The sequence below is a fragment of the Streptosporangium oxazolinicum genome (assembly GCF_039537505.1).
Lineage (GTDB): Bacteria > Actinomycetota > Actinomycetes > Streptosporangiales > Streptosporangiaceae > Streptosporangium > Streptosporangium oxazolinicum.
In genome coordinates this window covers 1-21,776 of sequence record NZ_BAABAQ010000010.1, presented here as the reverse complement: position 1 = coordinate 21,776, position 21,776 = coordinate 1, and the positions used below count along the sequence as shown (strand labels likewise).

The following is a 21,776-nucleotide window of genomic DNA, read 5'->3' as shown; positions in this document are numbered from 1 at the left end:
ATCATCGGCACACCGACATCCGCGACATAGCTTCGCATCATGAGCACCGTCACCGAGGGCGGCCCCACGCTTCCGCAGGAGCGCCGCCTCGTCACCGAGATTCCCGGCCCGAAGTCCCGCGAGCTGCTCGCACGCAAACAGGCCGCCGTACCGCCGGGCATCGGCACCACGCTGCCCGTCTTCGTGACGCACGCCGGAGGCGGTGTCGTGGTCGACGCCGACGGCAACTCGCTGATCGACTTCGGGTCCGGCATCGCGGTGACCGGCGTCGGCAACTCCGCCCCGCGCGTCGTCGAACGGGTGAGCAGGCAGGTGGCGGACTTCACCCACACCTGCTTCATGATCACGCCGTACGAGTCGTACGTGCGGGTCGCCGAGAGGCTCAACGAGATCACCCCCGGCGACCACGAGAAGCGCACCTTCCTGCTCAACAGCGGCGCCGAGGCCGTGGAGAACGCGGTCAAGGTCGCCCGCCACGCCACCGGCCGCCAGGCGGTCGTCGTCTTCGAGCACGGCTACCACGGCCGGACCCTGCTGACGATGACGCTGACGGCGAAGAACATGCCGTACAAGCATGGTTTCGGGCCGTTCGCCCCCGAGGTCCACCGGGTGCCGCTCGCCTACCCCTTCCGCTGGCCCACCGGCCCGGAGAACTGCGCCGAGGAGGCCGCCGCCCTGGCGATCGACCAGATCACCAAGGAGATCGGCGCCGAGAACGTCGCCGCCGTGGTGATCGAGCCCATCTCGGGCGAGGGCGGCTTCATCGAGCCCGCCAGGGGCTTCCTGCCGAGGATCCTGGAGTTCTGCCGCGCCAACGGCATCGTCTTCGTCGCCGACGAGGTCCAGACCGGTTTCTCCCGTACCGGCCACCTGTTCGCCTGCGAGGACGAGGGCATCGTGCCCGACATCATCGTCACCGCCAAGGGCATCGCGGGCGGCCTGCCGCTGGCCGCCGTCACCGGCCGCGCCGAGATCCTCGACAGGGTCCACGTGGGCGGGCTGGGCGGCACCTACGGCGGCAACCCGCTCGCCTGCGAGGCCGCGCTGGGCGTGCTGGAGACCATCGAGGCCGACGACCTGACCGGGAAGGCCCGCCGCATCGGCGAGACCATGCTTCCCCGGCTGCGCGCCCTGGCGGAGCGGAACCCGGTGATCGGCGACGTACGCGGCCGGGGCGCCATGATCGCCATCGAGCTGGTCGTCCCCGGCACCAAGGAGCCGCACCCCACGGCGGCGGGCGAGATCGCCAGGAGGTGCCACGCCGAGGGCCTGGTCGTGCTGACCGCGGGCACCTACGGCAACGTGCTGCGCTTCCTGCCGCCGCTGGTCATCCCCGACCATCTCCTGGAGGAGGGGCTCGCGATCCTGGAGAAGGCCATGAACGAGGTCTGACCGTTTAGAACGCACCAAAAGGGGCACCCGGCTTGATGCCGAGTGTCCCTTTTGCCGTTATACGGCCCGCATGTAGGCCGTGATTTAACCACCGCTTGACATCCGCCACAACGACCACGGATCGTGACCGCGTTATAACGGTTCCGATACGAAAGTGCGCGATCACGACAGGAAACGTGTCGACGTCCTCCCCGCGGCCGAGCCACGGGAGAAAACAAGGAGTCATCACGCCGGAGGTATGTAGATGAACTGGGGGCCGCCCAGAACGGCACACGTCACGATGACCTTCGATCCCGAGGGGCTGACCCGCACCCAGCGTGAGGGCGACGCCTGCGTGGCCTGCCACAAGAAGTGGCCCCGCCCGCGGATCCGGATCGGCCGCCTTCCCGACGGCACAGCCCTCTTCGCCTGCCCGGAGTGCGCCGACGCGCTGCTGCCGCAGCAGGACGACACCCGCTCCCTACCCCGGCGCGTGGCCTTCTTCTGAACCCGCCGAACCTCTCCGGACGGCCGGTGCGGGCCCGCGAGCCCGCACCGGCCGCCGGGCCCGGCTCACCCGGAAGCCCGCCGGGCCCGGCTCATCCGAACCGGCCACTCCGGTAGTTTCTCCCTATCGAAGCACCGGAACACCGAACCACCGGAACATCGGAGCACGCCCACCCCCCGACCCCGAGCCGCCGTACGGCCGGGACGACATCCGCGCCCGGAACGCGCGGACGGATGTCGAGACCGGACCCCCCGCTCCGACATGCCTGTGAGAGACGCCCGGACCGGGCGCCGCGAGCACGAGGAGCGAGATCGTGAAGTACATGCTGCTGATCTACAGCAACCCCGCGACCTGGGAGACCCTGTCCACCGAGGAGCTCAACGGGCTGATGGGCGAGGCCGACTCCATCATGAAGGAGCTCGCCGACTCCGGGGAGTGGGTCGGCGGGGAGGCGCTCGCCGACCCGTCGCAGACCAGGACCGTGAAGGTGCGTGACGGCGTCCCCGCGACCACGGACGGGCCGTTCCTGGAGGCCAAGGAGCACCTCGCCGGATACTGCGTGATCGACTGCGAGACCCCGGAGCGGGCGGCCGAGATCGCCGCCCGCTGGCCGGACGCCCGGCTGTGCGCGATGGAGGTACGGCCGATCATGGACGTGACCGGCACCGAGGCGTGACCGCTCCCACCGGGGCAGAGGACCTGCTGCGCGAGCTCGCGCCGCAGGTCCTCGGCGCGCTCGTCCGGCGCTACGGGCACTTCGACGCGTGCGAGGACGCGGTACAGGAGGCGCTGCTGGCCGCCGCCCTGCAGTGGCCCGAGCAGGGCCCGCCGGACAACCCCCGGGGCTGGCTGGTCACCGTCGCCTCCCGCAGGCTCACCGACGAGCTGCGCAGCGAGTCCGCGCGCACCCGCAGGGAGAGCATGCTCGCGGCGCGGGCGCCCGCCGACGAGTTCCTGTCACCCGCCGCCGACGCCGAGCCCGTCGGCGCGCGGGACGACACCCTGACCCTGCTGTTCCTGTGCTGCCACCCCGCGCTCACCCCCGCCTCGCAGGTCGCGCTCACCCTGCGGGCCGTCGGCGGTCTGACCACCGCGCAGATCGCCCGCGCGTTCCTCGTCCCCGAGGCGACCATGGCCCAGCGCATCAGCCGGACCAAGCAGCGGATCAAGAGCACCGCCATCCCCTTCGCGCCGCCCCCCGAGCCCGAGCGGGCCGAACGGCTGCGGGTGGTCCTGCACGTGCTGTACCTGATCTTCAACGAGGGCTACACGACCACCTCGGGCCCCGACCTGCAGCGCCGCGAGCTGACCGGCGAGGCGATCAGGCTCACCCGCGCGGTGCGCGAACTGCTGCCCGACGACGGCGAGGTGACCGGGCTGCTCGCCCTCATGGTCCTCACCGACGCCCGCCGCCCGGCCCGCACCGGCCCCGGCGGCGCGCTCATCCCGCTCGCCGAGCAGGACCGGAGCCTGTGGAGCACGGAGTCCATCGCCGAGGGGGTGGCGCTCATCACCGGCGCGCTGACGCGGGCCCCGCTCGGGCCGTACCAGCTCCAGGCGGCGATCGCCGCGGTGCACGCCGAGGCGGCGCGGGCGGAGGAGACGGACTGGCCGCAGATCGTCGCCCTCTACACGCTGCTCGAACACCTGGCCCCCAACCCGATGGTCACGCTCAACCACGCCGTCGCGCTCGCGATGGTGGAGGGCCCGGGAGCCGGGCTCGTCCTGCTCAAGACCCTGGAGGCCGACGAGCGGATGGCCGGGCACCACCGCCTGCACGCGGTGCGCGCGCACCTGCTGGAGACGGCCGGTGACCGCGAGGGCGCCCGCGCCGGATACCGGGAGGCCGCGCGCCGCACCACCAGCCTTCCCGAGCAGCGCTACCTGGAGGGCCGGGCCGCCCGGCTGGCGCAGCCGGAACCCTGAGCGACACCCGGACCGCCTTCGCCACGTCGGCGCGGCCGGAACCCCGGACCGCCTTTACGAAGTAAGTCCGAGAGAGGGGTCAGGCGGACAGGAGCGCCCTGGGGGTCTCGTCGCGCATGCCCCACGGCGAACCGTAGGCGTTGAGCAGCTCCAGGAAGGGCACCGCGTCGAACGCCTCGGGGCCGAGCACCCCGCTGCCCGACCAGGCGCCGGTGGCCAGCAACTCCAGGGCGACCACCGGGTGCACGGCCGTCTGCCAGACCACAGCCTGGCAGCCGTACTCCCGCATCGACCACTCGTTGTCGACCACGTGGTAGAGGTAGACCTCGCGCGGCGCGCCGTCCTTACCCACGCCCTTCACCCAGGTCCCGGCGCAGGTCTTGCCCCGCATCCGGTCGCCGAGCGTGGCCGGGTCGGGGAGGCTGGCCGCGACCATGTCGCGCGGCGAGGCCTCGACACCACCCACCCTGATCTTTTCCGCGCTGTCCAGGCCGAGCTTGCGCAGGGTCTTCAGGACCCCGATGAACTCCTCCCCCAGGCCGTACTTGAACGTCACCCGCTTGGCGTCGATGTAGCGGGGCACGAGGAGCACCTCCTCGTGCTCGACGTTGACGCACTCGACCGGCCCGATCCCCTCGGGGAAGTCGAACACCTCGGGCTCGCTGAACGGCTCGGTGGTGTGCCAGTCGCCGTTCTCCCAGATCACCGGCGGGTTGAGGCACTCCTCGATGGTCGTCCAGATGGAGAACGTCGGCGCGAAGTCGTAGCCGTCGACCACCAGGTTGGAGCCGTCGCGGATGCCGATCTCCTCGATGCTCTCGAACAGGTGCTCGGCGGCGTAGCGCGCGAACACGTCGGCCAGCCCCGGCTCCACGCCCATCCCGACCAGCGCCAGTCCGCCCCTCCGGCGCCAGGCCTCGGCGAGGGCGAACTGCTCGTCGCCGAGCTTCACCCCGGTCAGCTCGTACGGCCTGCGCGGGTGGGGCCGCGACAGCGACATCGCCATGTCGAGGTAGCGGACCCCGGCGTTGAGCGCCGCCTCGAACAGGGACATGGTGAAGCGGGGGTCCACCGCGTTGAAGAGCACGTCGCAGCGGTGCTCGGCGAGAGCGGCCTCGACCGCCGCACGGTCGGAGGCGTCCAGCCCGATGGCGCTGAAGCGCGGGTCCGCGATCCTGGCCACGACGGCGGCGGCCCGATCCTGCTGGAAGTCGGCGACCACGATGTGTTCGAAGAAATCTCGGCGCGCGGCGATCGGCACGACGGCGGAACCCACGCCGCCCGCTCCAACAAGAAGGATTCTCATGGCGACCAGCCTACCCACTGACTGGTCAACCAGTCGATAGCGAGGCCATGATTTTCCCACTGAATCCATCGCCAAACGCGATCACCGCAACGAAAAACGTGGCCATGCGCGAAGCGTTCGGGCATGGCAGGAGAACGGGAGAGGGAGGGGCCCGCGGCCCGTCAGGCTCGGACCGGCGGGAAACCGGTCACTTCAGGAGCTGCTTCCAGCGCTCCACCCAGTCGGTGTAGTCGGTGCACTCCCCGCCCTGCCCCCCGCAGTCGCGCGTCGGGCGGGTGGCGAAGACGACGTCGCGCAGCCACCGGCTGTCCCGTACGTGGTAGACCTCGCACATCCGGCGGGCGTGGCCGTCGCACGCCTCCGGGTTGGCCGGGGCGAGCCCGGTCCAGGCCGCGGCGGGGCGCTGCGCCGACGCCGAACTCACCCAGTTCAGCCACCGGTAGGCGCAGTTCGGGCTGGCGGGCCTGGCCGCGAGCATCCACGAGTCGACCCACCCGGTCATCGGCACCCCCTCCAGCGCCTTCATCGGCCGGCCCGCGCGCCGGAAGAGGTCCAGGTGGTACGGGAGGGCCTGGGCGATCCACACCGGCCCCGCCGACAGGGCCCTGACCAGGTCGAGCGAGCCGTCCCAGTAAACCCGGTCGGGGCCGTCGCCCTCGGCGAGGAGCCGCACGGCGGCGTCGAGCTGGGCGGAGGTGAGCTGAAACGGGTCCTCGGTCTTCAGCTCGGGGCGCCTCTCCCCGAGGGCGAGCGCGGCGTCGGCGATGCTCAGCGGGCTGTTCCTGATCGCCGCCGGAGACGTCCCGTAGAGGGCCGACGGCCCCTCGGGCACGCCCTCCTCGGAGACCACCTGGTTGACCCCCCACAGGTAGGGGATGCCGTAGACCCTGCCGTCCTCGCGCAGGCCGGGCAGCTCGCGCAGGCGCTTGGGGATCCGCTTGTAGTCCTCGACGAGCGCCGTGTCGAGCGGCGCCACCTTCCCCCCCGCCACCAGCAGCCCGGCCAGGTCGGCGGCGGGCGAGACGGCGTCGTAGCCGCCGGTGGCGAACCTGGCGGCCATCTCCTCGCTCGTACGGACCCGGTCGAGCTTGACGACGCAGCCGGTCTCCCGCTCGAAGGGGGTGAGCCAGTTCACCCGCGAGCTGGTCCCGCCGTACTCGACGTACCCCTGGAAGGTGAGCACCCGGAGCGTGCCCTCGCCCTTGCCGATGGACGCCGACGGCGTCGGGCTCGGGGTCGCCACGGGGGTCGCGACGGAGGTCGCGGTGGGCGTGGCGGAGGGCGAGGGGCCGCGCACCGGCCGCGCCACGCTCACGGCTCCCGCCTGGGCACAGGCGGCGAGCGCCAGCCCGCCCACTCCCAGCAGCGCGCCGAGACGCGCCCGGCGGAGCCTGTCCCTGTCCACGAGGCCCACGAGGTTTCCTCCCGACGTCGCCACCGACCTGCCCGGGAGCCTACCGGCCCGCGCCCGCCCCGGGGCCCCGCGAACGCGCGGATCGGCACGCTCCGCCGGAGGATCCCGGAGAGTACGCGAGGCCCGCGCCCCGGCAGGAGGGGCGCGGGCCTCGCGGGTCGCAGGCTACCCGTTGGTCGGGAAGCCGAGGTTGACGCCCCCGTGGCTCGGGTCGAGCCACCGGGAGGTGACGACCTTGCCCCGGGTGTAGAAGTGCACGCCCTCGGTCCCGTGAATGTGGGTGTCACCGAAGAGTGAGGCCTTCCAGCCGCCGAAGCTGTAGAAGGCCATCGGCACCGGGATCGGCACGTTGATGCCGATCATGCCGACCTCCACCTCGTTCTGGAAGCGCCGGGCCGCGCCGCCGTCGTTGGTGAAGACCGCGGTGCCGTTGCCGAACTCGCCGCCGTTGATCAGCTCCAGGCCCTCCTCGTACGAGGAGACGCGGACGATCGACAGGACCGGGCCGAAGATCTCCTCCCGGTGCACCCGGGAACCGGCGGGCACGTGGTCGAGGACCGTGGGGCCCAGCCAGAAGCCGGGGGTCTCCTGGGCGGCGCCGCCGCCCAGGACGGAGGTGAGGCGGCCGTCCACGACGAGCTTCGCGCCCTCGGAGACGCCCAGGTCGAGGTAGGAGACGACCTTGTCGCGGTGGGCCCCGGTGACGAGGGGGCCCATCTGGGAGGCCGAGTCGTCGCCGGGGCCGACGGTGAGCGCGGAGACCCGGGAGACGATCCTGTCGACCAGCTCGTCCCCGATCGGGTCCACGGCCAGCACGACGGAGATCGCCATGCAGCGCTCCCCCGCCGAGCCGAAACCGGCCGACACCGCGGCGTCGGCGACGAGGTCGAGGTCGGCGTCGGGCAGGACCAGCATGTGGTTCTTGGCGCCGCCGAGCGCCTGGACCCGCTTGCCGTGGGCGGTGCCGGTCTCGTAGACGTACCTGGCGATGGGCGTGGACCCGACGAACGAGACGGCGCGCACGTCCGGGTGCTCCAGCAGCCGGTCCACCGCGACCTTGTCACCCTGGACGACGCCGAAGACGCCGTCGGGCAGCCCGGCCTCCTTCCAGAGCGAGGCCATCAGCAGCGACGCGGAGGGGTCCTTCTCCGACGGCTTGAGGATGAAGGCGTTGCCCGCGGCGATCGCGATCGGGAACATCCACATCGGCACCATGGCCGGGAAGTTGAACGGGGTGATCCCGGCGACGACGCCCAGCGGCTGCCGGATCGAGTAGGAGTCGACCCGGGTGGAGACGCCCTCGGAGAAACCGCCCTTGAGCAGGTGCGGGATGCCGCAGGCGAACTCCACGACCTCCAGGCCCCTGGCGACCTCGCCCAGCGCGTCGGAGTGGACCTTGCCGTGCTCGGACGAGATGAGGGCGGCGAGCTCGTCGCGGTGGGCGTACATCAGCTCGCGGAAGCGGAACAGCACCTGCGAGCGCCTGACCAGCGAGGCGTCCCGCCACGCGGGCCAGGCAGCGACGGCGGCGGCCACGGCCGCGTCCACCTCGTCCACGGAGGCGAGGTGGACCCGCCCGGCGACCTCTCCGGTCGCGGGGTTGAAGATCTCCGAGGTGCGGCCGGAGCCCTCGACGGGGCCGCCGCCGATCCAGTGGGTGACGTTCTTCACGAGACGACCTCGGCGTTGATGGTTTCGAGCGCGCTGACGATGATCCCGAGTCCCTCGGTGGCCTCGTCGAGGGTGAGGGTGAGCGGCGGGGCCATCCGGAGCACGTTGCCCTTCAGGCCGCCCTTGCCCGCGAGCAGGCCGGACTTCCTGGTCTCCTCCATGAACCGGGTGGCGAGGGCCGGTGCGGGCTCGCCGGTCGCCGGGTCCACCAGCTCGACGGCGAACATCAGGCCCTTGCCCCGGACGTCGCCGACGATCGGCAGGCGCGGCGCCGCCTCGCGGAGCCCCCCGATGATCAGGGTGCCGGTCCTGGCCGCGTTCGCCTGCAGGTTGTGGTCGAGGACGTAGTCCAGGGTGGCGTTGGCGGCGGCCATGGAGATCGGGTTGCCGCCGAAGGTGGCCAGCCCGACGGCGTGGAGGTTGTCCATCAGGTCGCCTCGGGCGACGACGCCCCCCACCGCGAAGCCGTTGCCCAGCCCCTTGGCGAAGGTCATCATGTCGGGCGTGACGCCGTGGTTCTGGATGCCGAAGAAGGCCGAGCCGGTACGGCCCCAGCCGGTCTGCACCTCGTCGGAGATGAGCAGGATGCCCTCGGCGTCGAGGACCTCCTTGTAGGCGGCGAACAGCCCGTCGGGGGCCATGGTGAAGCCGCCCACCCCCTGGATCGGCTCGGCGATCAGCGCCGCCACGTCAATGGAGACCGCGGTGGAGAGCACGTGGCGCAGGTCGTCGACGCAGGCCGCGATGTAGCCCTCGTCGGACAGGCCGCGGAACTGGGCGAGGTGGCGGTCGGCGCCGTGCAGGAAGTGCACGTTCAGCGGCGACAGCGAGTTGTTCTTCCACGCGCGGTTGCTCGTCACGCTGACCGCTCCGAAGGAGCGGCCGTGGTAGCTCTGCCGCATGGCGAGCACCTGGTCGGACTTTCGCGCGTAGGTCGCCAGCAGCAGCGCGGTCTCGTTGGCCTCGGTGCCGGAGTTGGTGAAGAAGACCTTCGCGTCCGGGATGCCGGAGAGCCTGGCGATCTTCTCGGCCAGCTCGACCTGGCCGCGCAGCAGGTAGACCGTGGAGGTGTGCACCACGCCGGTGGCGATCTGCCGCTCGACGGCCTCCCGCACCTCGGGCACGTCGTACCCGATCATGTTGGTCAGGATGCCCGCGAAGAAGTCGAGATAGCTCTTGCCCGACGCGTCGACGACCCGGTTGCCCTTGCCCGAGACGATCTCGATGGGCTCGTCGTAGTAAAGGGCCAGCCAGTTGGGCATTACCGCGCGATGGCGCGCAAGGAGGTCCGACATACTTCGAGTATCGCCTTTCGCGGCGATCGCTCATACCCGCAACATGTCGGCATATTCTCGCGGAACCCAGCACACTGTCAGGTCTCGGTCAGGTCTCGCCCGCGAGACCCCTCTCCTGCGACGGACCCGTGCGGCTCGCGCCCCGTGACGGAACCTGCGCGGCTCGCGCCACGCGACGGATGGCGCGAGCCGCACAGGAGGGTCGGGCGGAGCACCCCCCAGGTTCCCCGCCCGAGCTTCGCCAGTCATGCGGCTTTGTAAAGTCCAGCATCGCCCACATTTCCTATCAAAGCAACCTGAAATACATGAATCATGCCCGGCGGGCATGACCGCCCGCCGTGGCACGCGGAGCCACCGGCTCGACACGAAGTACGAGTGCGTGCGAGTGCGTGCGAGTGCGTGACGTACGGCGCCTGGCGCCCGGCGCTTCAGCCAGCCCCGGGCGCCCACGCCGCCGAGTACGACCGCCACGCGTGGTGGCCGCACCCAACGCGCCCGCCACCCTCTTGGACAGCGTATGGACACTCTCTTGAACAGCGCGCGGACGACCGCCACACCCGGTGGCCGACCCGCTTAAGCGGGTCGGCCACCGGTGGGCGGGCGCACGGGGTCGGCGGTCTGGAGAACCTCTCAGCTCTCCGCTCTCACCAGGTCCGCGTCGTCGGAACCGGTCTCCGGCGCGGGCGCGGGGCGCAGCACCAGGAACGCCAGCGTGGCGGCGGCCAGCGTGAAGCCGACACCCACCCAGGAGCCGAACGACATGGCCGAGACGAACGCCTCGCGCGCGGTCCCGATCACCCCCGCGTCTCCCAGCCGCAGCGCCTCACCGATCGACTCGCGCGCGGCGGCCGGGGCGTCGGCGGGCATCGACGAGGTGTAGACCCCGGCCAGCACGCTGCCGAGCACGGCGATGCTCAGCGCCATGCCGACCTGCTGGACGGTGTCGTTGAGCGCCGACCCGACACCGGCGTGCGCGGGCGGCACCGCGCCCATCAGCGTCGCGTAGGCCGCGGGCCCCGCCAGACCCCCGCCGACCCCCATGAGCATGAGACCGGTGATCAGCAGGCCGTACCCGGTGTCGGCGGTCATGAAGGCGAGCACCACGAAGCCACCGGCCATCACGGCGAGACCGGCGGCGACCAGCACCCGGTTGCTGACCTTCTGTCCCAGAGCGGCGCCGACCCCGTTGAACAGCGCGGCGGCCACCGCGTACGGCAGCAGCGCGAGACCGGCCCGCATGGGGCCGTAGGCCAGCACGAACTGCAGGTACTGGGTGAGCATCAGCAGCAGCGCGCCCGTACCGAACGACATGAGCACGATCGAGAACGACGCCCCGCTGAAGTTCCGGTTGCGGAACAGCTCCAGCGGGAGCATCGGATGGTCCGACCTGAGCTCCCAGATCACGAACGCCCCCAGCGCGACCACCGCCACCCCGGCGGCGGTCAGCGCCTCCGCCGAGGTCCAGCCCGCGGTCGGCGCGGAGATGACCACGTAGACGAGGGCGCTCATGCCGACCGTGGACAGCACCACACCGATCGGGTCGAGCCTTCTCGACGGACCGCGCGACTCGGGCATCAGCAGTGCCGCCGCGATCACGGCGACGACCGCGACCGGCACGTTGAGCAGGAAGATCGATCCCCACCAGTAGTGTTCGAGCAGGAAGCCGCCCAGCGTCGGACCGGCGATCACGCCGACCATCGCCACCGCGCTCCACGCGGCGATCGCCTTGCGGCGCTCCTCCTCGTCGAAGACGGTGATCAGGATCGACAGGGTGCTCGGCATCAGGATGGAGCCGCCGACTCCCATCAGCGCGCGGGCGCCGATCAGGTGCCAGGGCTCGGTGACCAGCACGGCGATCAGCGAGGCGCCGCCGAACAGCACCAGGCCGATGATCAGGAAGCGCTTGCGGCCGTAGCGGTCGGACAGGCTGCCCGAGGTGAGCAGCAGCCCGGCGAAGACCAGGATGTAGGCGTCGATGATCCACTGGATGTCCGCCGGGCTGGCTCCCAGGTCGACCATGAGGGCGGGGATCGCCAGGTTCAGGACGGTGTTGTCCACCACGAGGACCAGCAGGCTCAGGCAGAGCACTCCGAGGATCCACCAGCGCCTCGGATCGCGTTCGACTCGTACAGTGTTCGATTCCACTCGCACACCGTACGATAACCTCGAACAGTGTGCCACCGGATTTATGCTTGAAGCGTGAAACAGCACTTCAGCTCTGTCTGGACGCGCGAGCCGCGCACCGCGAAGAGTCCCACCCTCAGCCGCGCGCAGATCGTGCGCGCGGCCCTGGAGCTGCTCGACGCCGAGGGGCTGGACGCGCTGAGCATGCGCCGCCTGGGCGCCAAACTCGGCTCGGGGACCACCAGCGTCTACTGGCACGTGGCCAACAAGAACGAGTTGCTGGAGCTGGTCCTCGACGAGGTCTACGGCGAGTTCACCATCATGGACGTCCGGGAGACCACCTGGCGCAACGCCGCCTCCTCCTTCGCGTACGGCATCCGCGAGGCGCTCTTCAGGCATCCCTGGGTCATGAGCTTCATCGGGACGACCCCCGCCATCGGCCCCAACGCGATGCGGATGATGAGCCGGCTCGTCGCCACCTTCGACCACGCCGGGTTCCGCGGCCCCGACCAGGACTACGCCGCCTCGACGCTCATGGCGTACGTGATGGGGGTCACCGCGCCCGAGCTCTCCTGGCGGACCCTGCGCGACGAGGCGGGCCTCGACTCCAACGAGCTGAACGCGGCCATCCAACCGGCGCTGGAGAAGGCCGCGGCGGACTACCCCGAGCTGACCGCCCGCTACAGGGAGTACCGGTGCATGGACGTCGACACCGCCAGGGCGCTCAACTTCGAGTTCGGCCTGACCTGCATCCTCGACGGCCTGGAGGCCCGCCTGAACCGCGCGGCGTCACCTCCGTCCTCGCGGGTCGGCTCGCCCGCCGAGGACGACAGCGCCGCTTCGCGCTGACCCGGTGGCGCTCGCGCTGACCCGGTGGCGGGAGCCTCCCGGCGCGTGAGGAACCCTCACGGCGGCCCGGTGGCGGGGAGCCTTCCGGCGCGTGTCAGGAACGCGCGCCGGGACGGCTCACGGCCACCGGAGCCCCCGCCTCAGATCTCCAGCCACCGCTGGATGCGGCGGAGCAGCTCCTGGGCGTCCACGGGCTTGGTGACGTAGTCGCTGGCCCCCGCGGACAGGGTCTTCTCCCGGTCGCCCTGCATGGCCTTGGCGGTCACCGCGATGATCGGCAGATCCGCGAAGTCGGCCATCTTCCGGATGGCGGCGGTCGCGGCGTAGCCGTCCATCTCCGGCATCATGATGTCCATCAGGACCAGGTCGATGTCCTCGTTGCGCGACAGGATCTCGATGCCCTTGCGGCCGTTCTCCGCGTAGAGGACCTGCATGCCGTGCAGCTCCAGGATGTTGGTGAGCGCGAAGACGTTGCGGACGTCGTCGTCGATGACCAGGACCTTCCTGTCCATCAGTACCGCGTCCACCTCCTCCACCGGCTGGGGCCGCTCGTCGGGGCTGGGCTGCACCAGGGGCAGCACGTCGCCGGGCTCCGGCGCCGACAGGTGCAGGGTGATGCGCTCGCGCAGCTCGTCGAGGCTGGGCAGGCGCTCCAGCGGCTGGGTGTTGGACCGCCCCTTGAGGAGGTTCTCCTGCGGCCGGGTGAGCGTGCGGGTGTGGTGGGCGAGCACCGGCAGCCCGCGCAGGACCGGGTCGTCGTCCAGCATGCGCAGGAAGTCGGCCGCCGCGTCCTGGCGCATGCCCAGGTCGAGCACGATGCAGTGGTGGTCGTCCGCCCCCAGGATCTCCAGCGCGGAGACCGGGTCGTTCGCGGTCGACACCTGGACGGGACCGTGCGTCTCGGGCAGGTCGGCCACGACGCTCTCGGCCAGCTGCGAGAGCAGCCCGTTGGGCCGGGACTCCACGACGAGCAGGCGCCGCCCGTCGGTCCCCGGGAACCTCTCGTGCGAAGGTACGGGCGCCGGCGTGGGAGGCGCCGGAAGGACCGCGGCGGTCGCGGCGGGACTCCTGCCGGTGTCCGCGCGGGAGGAGCCCGGGGTGAGGTCGGCGATCGGCAGGTAGAGGCTGAAGGTACTGCCCGAGCCCAGAGCGCTGACCGCCCGGATCTCACCGTTGAAGAGCGCGGCGATCTCGCGGCTGATGGACAGCCCCAGCCCGGTGCCGCCGTACTTGCGGCTGGTCGTGCCGTCGGCCTGCTGGAAGGCGTCGAAGATCTGGGAGAGGTTCTCCTCGGCGATGCCGATGCCGGTGTCGACGACCTGGAAGGCGAGCGCCTCCTGCCCGTACGCCCCCGGCAGGTTCATCGTGCCCACCCGCTCGATGCGGAGTTTGACCGAGCCCCGCTCGGTGAACTTCACCGCGTTGGAGAGCAGGTTCCGCAGCACCTGCCTGAGCCGCTGCTCGTCCATGAGCAGCTCCTCGGGCACGTCGGGGGCGACAACGACGTCGAACCGCAGCCCCTTCTCCGTGGTCAGCGGGCGGAAGGTGGCCTCGACGTAGTCCAGGAGCTGCCGCAGCGGCAGCGGCTCCAGGCTGATGTTCATCTTGCCCGCCTCGATCTTCGACAGGTCGAGGATGTCGTTGATCAGCTGGAGCAGGTCGGTGCCCGCCGAGTGGATGACGTTGGCGTACTCCACCTGCTTCGCGGTGAGGTTGCGGGCCGGGTTCTGCGCCAGCAGCTGGGCCAGGATGAGCAGCGAGTTGAGCGGGGTGCGCAGCTCGTGGCTCATGTTGGCCAGGAACTCGCTCTTGTACTTGGAGGCGAGCGCGAGCTGCTTGGCCCGGTCCTCCAGCTCCTGCCGGGCCTGCTCGATCTCCCTGTTCTTCGTCTCGATGTCGTGGTTCTGCCGGACCAGCAGCTCCGCCTTCTCCTCCAGCTCGGCGTTGGAGCGCTGCAGCTCCTCCTGTCCGACCTGCAGCTCGGTCGCGAGGCGCTGCGACTCGGTGAGCAGGGAGTCGGTACGGGCGTTGGCGACGATCGTGTTGACGTTGACGCCGATGGTCTCCACCAGCTGCTCCAGGAAGGCCCGGTGCACCTGGGTGAAGCGGCTGAGGCTGGCCAGCTCGATCACCCCGAGCACCTGGTCCTCGACGATGATCGGCAACACGATGAGGTTGACCGGACCGGCCGCTCCCAGACTTGAGGAGATGGTGATGTATCCGGGGGCGATGTCCTCGACCAGGATGGACCGCTTGGCCACGGCGGCCTGTCCCACCAGGGAGTCCCCGAAGAAGTGGCGGCGGCCGGTCTCCCGGTGGCCGTAGCAGCCGACCACCCGCAGCTCGGAGCCGTCCGGTTTCTCCTCCGCGAGCAGGAACGTGCCGTGCTGGGCGGAGACCAGCGGGGCCAGCTCGTTCATCACCAGCTCGGCCACGACGGCGAGGTCGCGGTGGCCCTGCATCAGCCCCGAGATGCGGGCCAGGTTCGACTTGAGCCAGTCCTGCTCCTGGTTGGCCAGGGTGGTCTCGCGCAGCGACTTCACCATGGAGTTGATGTTGTCCTTGAGCTCGGCCACCTCGCCCGAGGCGTCGACGGTGATCGAGCGGGTGAGGTCGCCGGAGGTCACCGCGCTCGTCACCTCGGCGATCGCCCGCACCTGGCGGGTGAGGTTTCCGGCCAGCTCGTTGACGTTCTCCGTCAGCCGCTTCCAGGTGCCGGACACGCCCTCGACCTCGGCCTGGCCGCCCAGCCGCCCCTCGCTGCCGACCTCCCGGGCCACCCGGGTGACCTCCGCGGCGAACGACGACAGCTGGTCGACCATCGTGTTGATCGTGGTCTTCAGCTCCAGGATCTCGCCCCGGGCGTCCACGTCGATCTTCTTGGTCAGGTCGCCCTGCGCGACCGCCGTGGTGACCTGGGCGATGTTGCGGACCTGGTTGGTCAGGTTGTTGGCCATCGAGTTGACGTTGTCGGTGAGGTCCTTCCACGTACCGGCCACGTTGGGCACGCGCGCCTGGCCGCCCAGCTCGCCCTCGGTACCGACCTCGCGCGCCACCCGCGTCACCTCGTCGGCGAACGCGCTCAGCGTGTCGACCATCGTGTTGATGGTCTGGGCGAGCGCGGCGACCTCGCCCTTCGCCTCGACGGTGATCTTCTGCGACAGGTCGCCCCTGGCCACCGCCGTGGTGACCTGCGCGATGCTGCGCACCTGGCTGGTCAGGTTGTTGGCCATCGAGTTGACGTTGTCGGTGAGGTCCTTCCAGGTGCCGGAGACCCCTCGCACGGTGGCCTGGCCGCCGAGGTTGCCCTCGGTGCCGACCTCGCGCGCCACCCGCGTCACCTCGTCGGCGAAGGCCGAGAGCTGGTCGACCATCGTGTTGATGGTCTCCTTCAGCTCCATGATCTCGCCGCGGGCGTCGACCCGGATCTTCTGCGACAGGTCGCCCTTGGCCACCGCCGTGGTGACCTGCGCGATGCTGCGCACCTGCGCGGTGAGGTTGTCGGCCATCACGTTCACCGACTCGGTCAGCGCCTTCCAGGTGCCCGAGACGCCCTTGACGTCGGCCTGGCCGCCCAGCCTGCCGTCCGTGCCCACCTCACGCGCCACCCGGGTGACCTCGTCGGCGAACGACGACAGCTGGTCCACCATCGTGTTCAGCGTGTTCTTCAGCTCCAGGATCTCGCCCCGCGCCGAGACCGTGATCTTCTGCGACAGGTCGCCCCGGGCGACGGCGGTTGCCACCTGCGAGATGTTGCGCACCTGGTCGGTGAGGTTGCCCGCCATGTAGTTGACCGAGTCGGTGAGGTCGCGCCAGGTGCCCGAGACGCCCTTGACGTCGGCCTGGCCGCCCAGCCTGCCGTCCGTGCCCACCTCACGCGCCACCCGGGTGACCTCGTCGGCGAACGACGACAGCTGGTCCACCATCGTGTTGATGGTGTTCTTCAGCTCCAGGATCTCGCCCCGGGCGTCCACGGTGATCTTCTGCGACAGGTCGCCCTTGGCCACCGCCGTGGTGACCTGCGCGATGCTGCGCACCTGGTCGGTGAGGTTGCCCGCCATGAAGTTGACGGAGTCGGTGAGGTCGCGCCAGGTACCGGCGACACCGGTCACCTCCGCCTGCCCGCCCAGCCTGCCGTCCGTACCCACCTCACGCGCCACCCGGGTGACCTCGTCGGCAAACGACGACAGCTGGTCCACCATCGTGTTCAGCGTGTTCTTCAGCTCCAGGATCTCACCGCGCACGTCCACGGTGATCTTCTGCGACAGGTCGCCGGTGGCGACCGCGGTCGCCACCTGGGCGATGTCGCGCACCTGGTCGGTGAGATTGCCCGCCATCGCGTTCACCGAGTCGGTGAGGTCCTTCCAGGTGCCGGAGACGCCCGGTACCTCGGCCTGCCCGCCCAGCTGCCCCTCGGTGCCCACCTCTCGGGCCACCCGGGTCACCTCGGAGGTGAACAGCGACAGCTGGTCCACCATCCCGTTGAAAACGGTGGCGATCTCCTGCAGCAGCCCGTCGCCGTCCTCGGGCAGATGTGTGCCGAAGTCGCCGTCGCGCACCGCCGTCAGACCGGCCAGGAGCTGGCGAAGATCCAGCTCCTCCACGCCCGAAGCGCCCTTCGGGGCTCTGCCCCGCACCGTACCGGCGGTCTCAACCATGTCCACCATCGCGTCCCTCGGCCGTAAAAGGTGAAGTAATCCTAGGGCGATGAAACGGGAACGAACTCCCGCCGTCCTGAATATCATCCCGCGCACCCGACGACCATCCGGCCTGGTGGGGCACCCTCCCCCACCTGGCCCATCACCGACCGATGGATACGGGTGGACATGGCTGAGGCCGCTCGCGCCGGTGGAGTCCACCTCCCCGGCGGGCGAACCATGGCATTCATCAACCCCCGCAGATAAATCAGACGGATCAGACGGGTCAGGACGCTTGGCACTCCTGGAAGCCCTCACCAACCCCCTCGGTAGGCGGTGAAAGCAGTCGGGAAGCAGGGAAAAAGGGGGGATACGTACGAGAAGCAGGTCAGAAACGGGCAGAGTCCAACAGGCTGTAAAGTACGCCCCCCTCGCTCTTACATGCTGATCGGATATTCTCGACAGGTGCTCCCTACTGTCGCCGACGTCCTCGCCCTGGACACCGTCCGCCGGGGCAATCCACGGGTCGTGGCGGGAGCGGACCGGCTGGACAGCCGGGTGCGCTGGGTGCACGTGGGCGAGGTGACCGACATCGCGCACCTGCTGCGCGGGGGCGAGCTCGTGCTCACCACCGGCATAGCCCTGCCCGACGATCCCGGCAAGCTCGCCGACTACATCGCCGAGCTCGTCGCCGTGGGCGCGTCGGGGCTGATCGTGGAGCTGGGCCGCAAGTTCATCGGGGAGCTGCCCGGCGCCGTGGTCCGCGCCGCCGAGGATCACGGTCTGCCGCTGATCACCCTGGCCAGGGAGACGCCGTTCGTGCAGATCACCGAGTCGGTGCACGCCCGGATCATCGACATCCAGCTGGAGGAGCTCCGCGCCTCCGAGCAACTGCACGAGGTCTTCACCGAGCTGTCGGTCGAGGGCGCCTCCCCCGCCGAGGTCCTCGGCCAGGTCGCCCGGCTGTCCGGGCACCCCGCGCTGCTGGAGAACCTCGCCCACCAGGTGCTGGCCTGCGAGACCGCCGGCCGCGACACCGGCTCGCTGCTGGCGGGCTGGGAGGCCCGCTCCCGCGCGGTGGCACCCGACCCGCGCACCGCCTACGACGCCGCCTCCGGCTGGCTCGTCACCATGGTCGGCGCGCGGGGGCAGGACTGGGGCCGCCTGATCATGATCTGCGACACGGAGCCGGGACCGCGCGACATCGTGCTCGCCGAGCGCGCCGCGACCACCCTCGCCCTGGGCCGCCTGCTGGAGCGCCACCAGGAGTCACTGGAACGCCAGGCGCACGGCACGATCATCACCGGAATCCTCACCCACGCGTACGCCGACCCCGAGGAGGCCGCGGCACGCGCCCGCGCGGTCGGTGTGCCACTCACCGGCCGCAGGCTCATCAGCGTGGTGCTCCGCCTGGCCGAGTCCACGGAGAAACCGCTGGAGGGCCAGGAGCAGCTCGCCCAGCTCGGTGAGCTCGCGGACGCGACCGCCGCCGCCTGCCGTGAGGCCCGCCTTCCCGCCCTCGTCGGCGCCCTGGACCAGAACCGGATCGGCGTCCTGCTCCCCCTGCCGCCGCGCGTCCTCCCCGAGTCCGCGCTGACCACGCTCGCCGACCGCCTGCGCGCGGCCTTCGCGATCCCCTTCGTCCTCGCCGCCGGCTCCGTGGTCGAGTCGGTTCGCGACGTACGGAGGAGTTTCCTGGAGGCCGAGCAGGTCGCCGACGTGGCCGTCAGGCAGCCCGACGGCCGCGCCTTCTACCGGCTGCCCGACCTGCGCCTGAGAGGTCTGCTCCACCTTCTGCGCGACGACGCCCGGCTGCAGACCTTCGCCGAGCGCGAGCTCGGACCGCTGCTCGCCCACGACGCCCAGCGCGGCGGCGATCTCACCAGGATCCTGCGGGTCTATCTCGACGCGGGCCGCAACAAGGCCGTCGCCGCCCAGCGGGCCCACCTTTCCAGGCCCGCCTTCTACGACCGCCTCCGCAGGCTGGAACGCGTCCTGGAGACCGATCTGGACGACGTCGAATCCTGCCTCTCCCTGCACGTCGCCCTCCTGGCGCTGGAGTCTTTCCGGAGAGACAGTCCCCGTTCCTGAAAGGTCCCCACCGTCCTTTGGCGCGGTCTCCCGGTCCGTCCCGTGACGGTTCCCCGAAGTCGTGCGGGACTCCTTCGGACTCCCCTCCCCATGGCTCCCGGGACCCTTTTGGGCCTCCCCGGACCGGCCGCGCCTGCCTGAATCGACGGTCTCTGAAGTGGGTGTCCGGACTAACCGTGTCTGTCGGACGCGGCGTCCATGCGGACGTGATCGACGGGGTCATCGGCGCAGATGTGGAGATCCCAGCGGCGCGGACGCGTCAGGATCGCCCCGAGGATGACACCCAGGAGCACGCTTGCGATGATCACGATGAGAACGCTCAGCCCCATGACGGCTGCCTCTCGGAAAGTTGTGCCGCTTGATCTGAGGAAATGCGGCCTACCGCACCGTAGCGTCACTTTCTCGCCCACGTGACGAAACGCCGGGGGACTAATCCTTATTGACCAGGGGCATTGCCCCTCCGGAGTCTTCACGGGCAGGTGAATTCCCCTTCGTCGCTCTTCGTCCGTCCGATGGCCGCGCGTGAGTAACAACACTTTCTTGGGATGTTTCACGCGTTTCGCTCCCCTTGACTCGTAGATCTCGGCACGATGGTGCACGAAGTCGGAGACCACCGGGGAGAGATGCACATGTCGCGACACCTTGTCGCCGGATTGACGGCCTTGACGCTCACTGCCACCGTGGCGATTCCCGCCGAGGCGGAGCAGGCGGGTTCGGGCTTTCCCTCCTCCGCGTTCCCTCTGGGCGTGAGCGTGGCGCCGGTGAAGAACCAGCAGAACGTGGCGCCAGGAATCACCCTTTTTAGTGTGAAACATGGCAAATCCACCCAAGGGTGGACAGTTTCCGCACTTATGCCCAACGGGCATGATGCCGGTTCCCTTGTCACGGCGCAGACGGTGGCCCAGGCGGTGGAGGCCGCGGGATTCATCCCCGAGATCCTGAAGGTCGTGCAGCCCGCCGCCGCGGACGCTCCCTCCGTGGAGCGTTACATGGTCCGGACCGGCCTGTGGTCGTTCGGCCAGCGGGCCAAGGCCGACAAGGTCGTGAAGGAGCTCAAGGAGTTCGACGTCCGGGCCAAGACCGACTATCTCGGTGACGACGGCACCGAGACCACCGGCCCCTGGGACATGCGTGTGCTGATGGTGAACCCGAAGGTGTTCAGGGGATCCTTCAAGACGAGCGTCGGCAAGAGCGTGGCCAAGCGCGAGACCACCAGCTCGATGTCGAAGCTGACCGGCGCCATCGCCGGGGTCAACGGTGGCTTCTTCAACATCCACACGGCCAAGGCGCTCCAGGGCGACCCTGTCGGCGTGTCCGTCGTGGGCGGCAGGCTCCTCAGCGAGGCCGTGCCGGGCCGTAGCGGCCTCGTCATCACCCAGGGCCGTAAGGCGCACATCACCGAGCTGAAGACCACGGTCACCGCGATCTCCTCCGACGGGACGAAGACCGAGGTTAACGGCATCAACCGGGCGGCCGACGCCGACGAGCTCGTTCTCTACACCGAGGAGTTCGGCGGCAAGACGGCCGCCGACGGGGGCATCGAGGTCGTCGTCGACGCCGCCCAGGACAAGGTCATCAAGGTCCGCCAGGCCGGCGGCATCGTCGCCCGGGGCACCTACCTGCTCCATGGCACCGGCCTCATGGCCGTCTGGCTCCAGGAACACGCTCAGGGAACCTGGATGAAGGTAGACAACAAGGTCATCGACCTGCGCACCCAGCAGGCCATACCACTCACCCCGGAGACATACATCATGGGCGGCGGGGTCGGGCTGGTCAGGAACGGCCGGGTACGCATCACCGCCGCGGCCGACGGACACGCCTCGATCAACATGATGCTCCGGCGCCACCCGCGCACGATGGTCGGTATCGACAAGTCGGGCGGTCTGATCCTGGCCACGGTCGACGGGCGCAACCCGGGCGTCACCGTGGGCGCCTCGATGGTGGAGGCGGCCCAGCTGATGCGGTGGCTGGGAGCCAAGCAGGCCATCAACTTCGACGGCGGCGGCTCCAGTGTGATGGTCGTCGGCCACAAGGCCGTGAACCGGCCCTCGGACGGCGCGGAGCGAACCGTGGGCGACGGCCTCTTCATCACTCCCTGACGAGTTCACCACTCCCTGATGAGCGATGATCCAGGTGACGTAACGGAGAGGCCCCGGTCCGGAAGGACCGGGGCCTCTCCGCTGTCCGGACCCTCGTTCGCCCGGGATCCTCATTCGTCGGGGTCCCGCGTTCCCGGGGCCCCTGTTTCTGGGGGATTGCTTTTCCTCGGATCGCTCTGCCGGATCTCGGCGTGATCTCGGTGTGAACGGAGGAAGGTCCGGCCTCAGAAAAGGCCGGTAAGCCGGTAAGCGCAGGGCGTGAGCAGGGCACGAGTGGCCAGGATTCACAGAAGGGCTGTGAGCGGGAAAAGTCCTGGAAAGCATGAAGGGCCCCCACCAACGGTGGAGGCCCTTCATGAACGATTGTCCGGCGGTGACCTACTCTCCCACACCGTCCCCGGTGCAGTACCATCGGCGCTGAAGAGCTTAACTTCCGGGTTCGGAATGTAACCGGGTGTTTCCCCTTCGCCATAACCGCCGTAACC

The 21,776-nt window shown here is 70.1% G+C and carries 14 protein-coding genes and 1 rRNA gene; 7 read left to right on the top strand and 8 right to left on the bottom strand.

Annotated elements, in window-relative coordinates:
- Positions 1-39 precede the first annotated feature (39 nt).
- The 4 genes from gabT to ABD817_RS24690 all read left to right on the top strand — a co-directional run bounded on the left by gabT (position 40) and on the right by ABD817_RS24690 (position 3,805).
- Positions 40-1,392: a 4-aminobutyrate--2-oxoglutarate transaminase gene (gene gabT, locus ABD817_RS24705; RefSeq protein WP_344920499.1), complete on the top strand. Its 1,353-nt coding sequence runs from the start codon at positions 40-42 to the stop codon at positions 1,390-1,392.
- Positions 1,393-1,636: 244 nt separating this feature from the next.
- Positions 1,637-1,879: a hypothetical protein gene (locus tag ABD817_RS24700; RefSeq protein WP_344920498.1), complete on the top strand. Its 243-nt coding sequence runs from the start codon at positions 1,637-1,639 to the stop codon at positions 1,877-1,879.
- Positions 1,880-2,201: 322 nt separating this feature from the next.
- Positions 2,202-2,555: a YciI family protein gene (locus ABD817_RS24695; RefSeq protein WP_344920810.1), complete on the top strand. Its 354-nt coding sequence runs from the start codon at positions 2,202-2,204 to the stop codon at positions 2,553-2,555.
- The gene (locus tag ABD817_RS24690) at positions 2,552-3,805 is read left to right on the top strand and encodes an RNA polymerase sigma factor (protein WP_344920497.1); all 1,254 of its coding nucleotides are present in this window, start codon (positions 2,552-2,554) and stop codon (positions 3,803-3,805) included. The genes ABD817_RS24695 and ABD817_RS24690 overlap by 4 nt, the downstream gene beginning before the upstream one ends.
- A gap of 79 nt (positions 3,806-3,884) precedes the next feature.
- Here the strand turns inward: ABD817_RS24690 and ABD817_RS24685 are convergent, their stop codons facing one another.
- From ABD817_RS24685 to ABD817_RS24665, 5 genes are all read right to left on the bottom strand, one after another.
- Positions 3,885-5,111: a saccharopine dehydrogenase family protein gene (locus tag ABD817_RS24685; protein WP_344920496.1), complete on the bottom strand. Its 1,227-nt coding sequence runs from the start codon at positions 5,109-5,111 to the stop codon at positions 3,885-3,887.
- A gap of 187 nt (positions 5,112-5,298) precedes the next feature.
- Positions 5,299-6,525: a type 2 periplasmic-binding domain-containing protein gene (locus ABD817_RS24680; protein WP_344920495.1), complete on the bottom strand. Its 1,227-nt coding sequence runs from the start codon at positions 6,523-6,525 to the stop codon at positions 5,299-5,301.
- 165 nt (positions 6,526-6,690) lie between these two features.
- Positions 6,691-8,196 carry a CoA-acylating methylmalonate-semialdehyde dehydrogenase gene (locus tag ABD817_RS24675; RefSeq protein ID WP_344920494.1) on the bottom strand — a complete coding sequence of 502 codons (1,506 nt, stop codon included), beginning with the start codon at positions 8,194-8,196 and terminating at the stop codon, positions 6,691-6,693.
- Positions 8,193-9,491 (bottom strand): aspartate aminotransferase family protein, encoded by a 1,299-nt coding sequence (locus tag ABD817_RS24670; protein ID WP_344920493.1) that lies wholly within the window; start codon positions 9,489-9,491, stop codon positions 8,193-8,195. Before ABD817_RS24670 ends, ABD817_RS24675 begins: the two co-directional genes overlap by 4 nt.
- Positions 9,492-10,121: 630 nt before the next feature.
- Positions 10,122-11,636: an MFS transporter gene (locus ABD817_RS24665; protein ID WP_344920492.1), complete on the bottom strand. Its 1,515-nt coding sequence runs from the start codon at positions 11,634-11,636 to the stop codon at positions 10,122-10,124.
- A gap of 54 nt (positions 11,637-11,690) precedes the next feature.
- Between ABD817_RS24665 and ABD817_RS24660 the strand changes: the two genes are divergently transcribed.
- Positions 11,691-12,464, top strand: a complete 774-nt coding sequence (locus ABD817_RS24660; RefSeq protein ID WP_344920491.1) for a TetR/AcrR family transcriptional regulator — start codon at positions 11,691-11,693, stop codon at positions 12,462-12,464.
- A gap of 140 nt (positions 12,465-12,604) precedes the next feature.
- Here ABD817_RS24660 and ABD817_RS24655 read toward each other — a convergent pair whose 3' ends face one another.
- Positions 12,605-17,122: a hybrid sensor histidine kinase/response regulator gene (locus tag ABD817_RS24655; protein WP_344920490.1), complete on the bottom strand. Its 4,518-nt coding sequence runs from the start codon at positions 17,120-17,122 to the stop codon at positions 12,605-12,607.
- A 444-nt stretch (positions 17,123-17,566) separates the two neighbouring features.
- On the opposite strand from ABD817_RS24655, the gene ABD817_RS24650 reads away from it, so the two are divergent.
- Positions 17,567-19,192, top strand: a complete 1,626-nt coding sequence (locus ABD817_RS24650; RefSeq protein ID WP_344920489.1) for a PucR family transcriptional regulator — start codon at positions 17,567-17,569, stop codon at positions 19,190-19,192.
- 170 nt (positions 19,193-19,362) lie between these two features.
- Here the strand turns inward: ABD817_RS24650 and ABD817_RS24645 are convergent, their stop codons facing one another.
- The gene (locus ABD817_RS24645) at positions 19,363-19,500 is read right to left on the bottom strand and encodes a hypothetical protein (protein ID WP_344920488.1); all 138 of its coding nucleotides are present in this window, start codon (positions 19,498-19,500) and stop codon (positions 19,363-19,365) included.
- A 543-nt stretch (positions 19,501-20,043) separates the two neighbouring features.
- Between ABD817_RS24645 and ABD817_RS24640 the strand changes: the two genes are divergently transcribed.
- Positions 20,044-21,291: a phosphodiester glycosidase family protein gene (locus tag ABD817_RS24640; RefSeq protein ID WP_344920487.1), complete on the top strand. Its 1,248-nt coding sequence runs from the start codon at positions 20,044-20,046 to the stop codon at positions 21,289-21,291.
- Positions 21,292-21,656: 365 nt separating this feature from the next.
- On the opposite strand, the gene rrf is transcribed toward ABD817_RS24640, so the two are convergent.
- Positions 21,657-21,773, bottom strand: a 5S ribosomal RNA gene (gene rrf / locus ABD817_RS24635).
- Between the last annotated feature and the right edge of the window lie 3 nt (positions 21,774-21,776).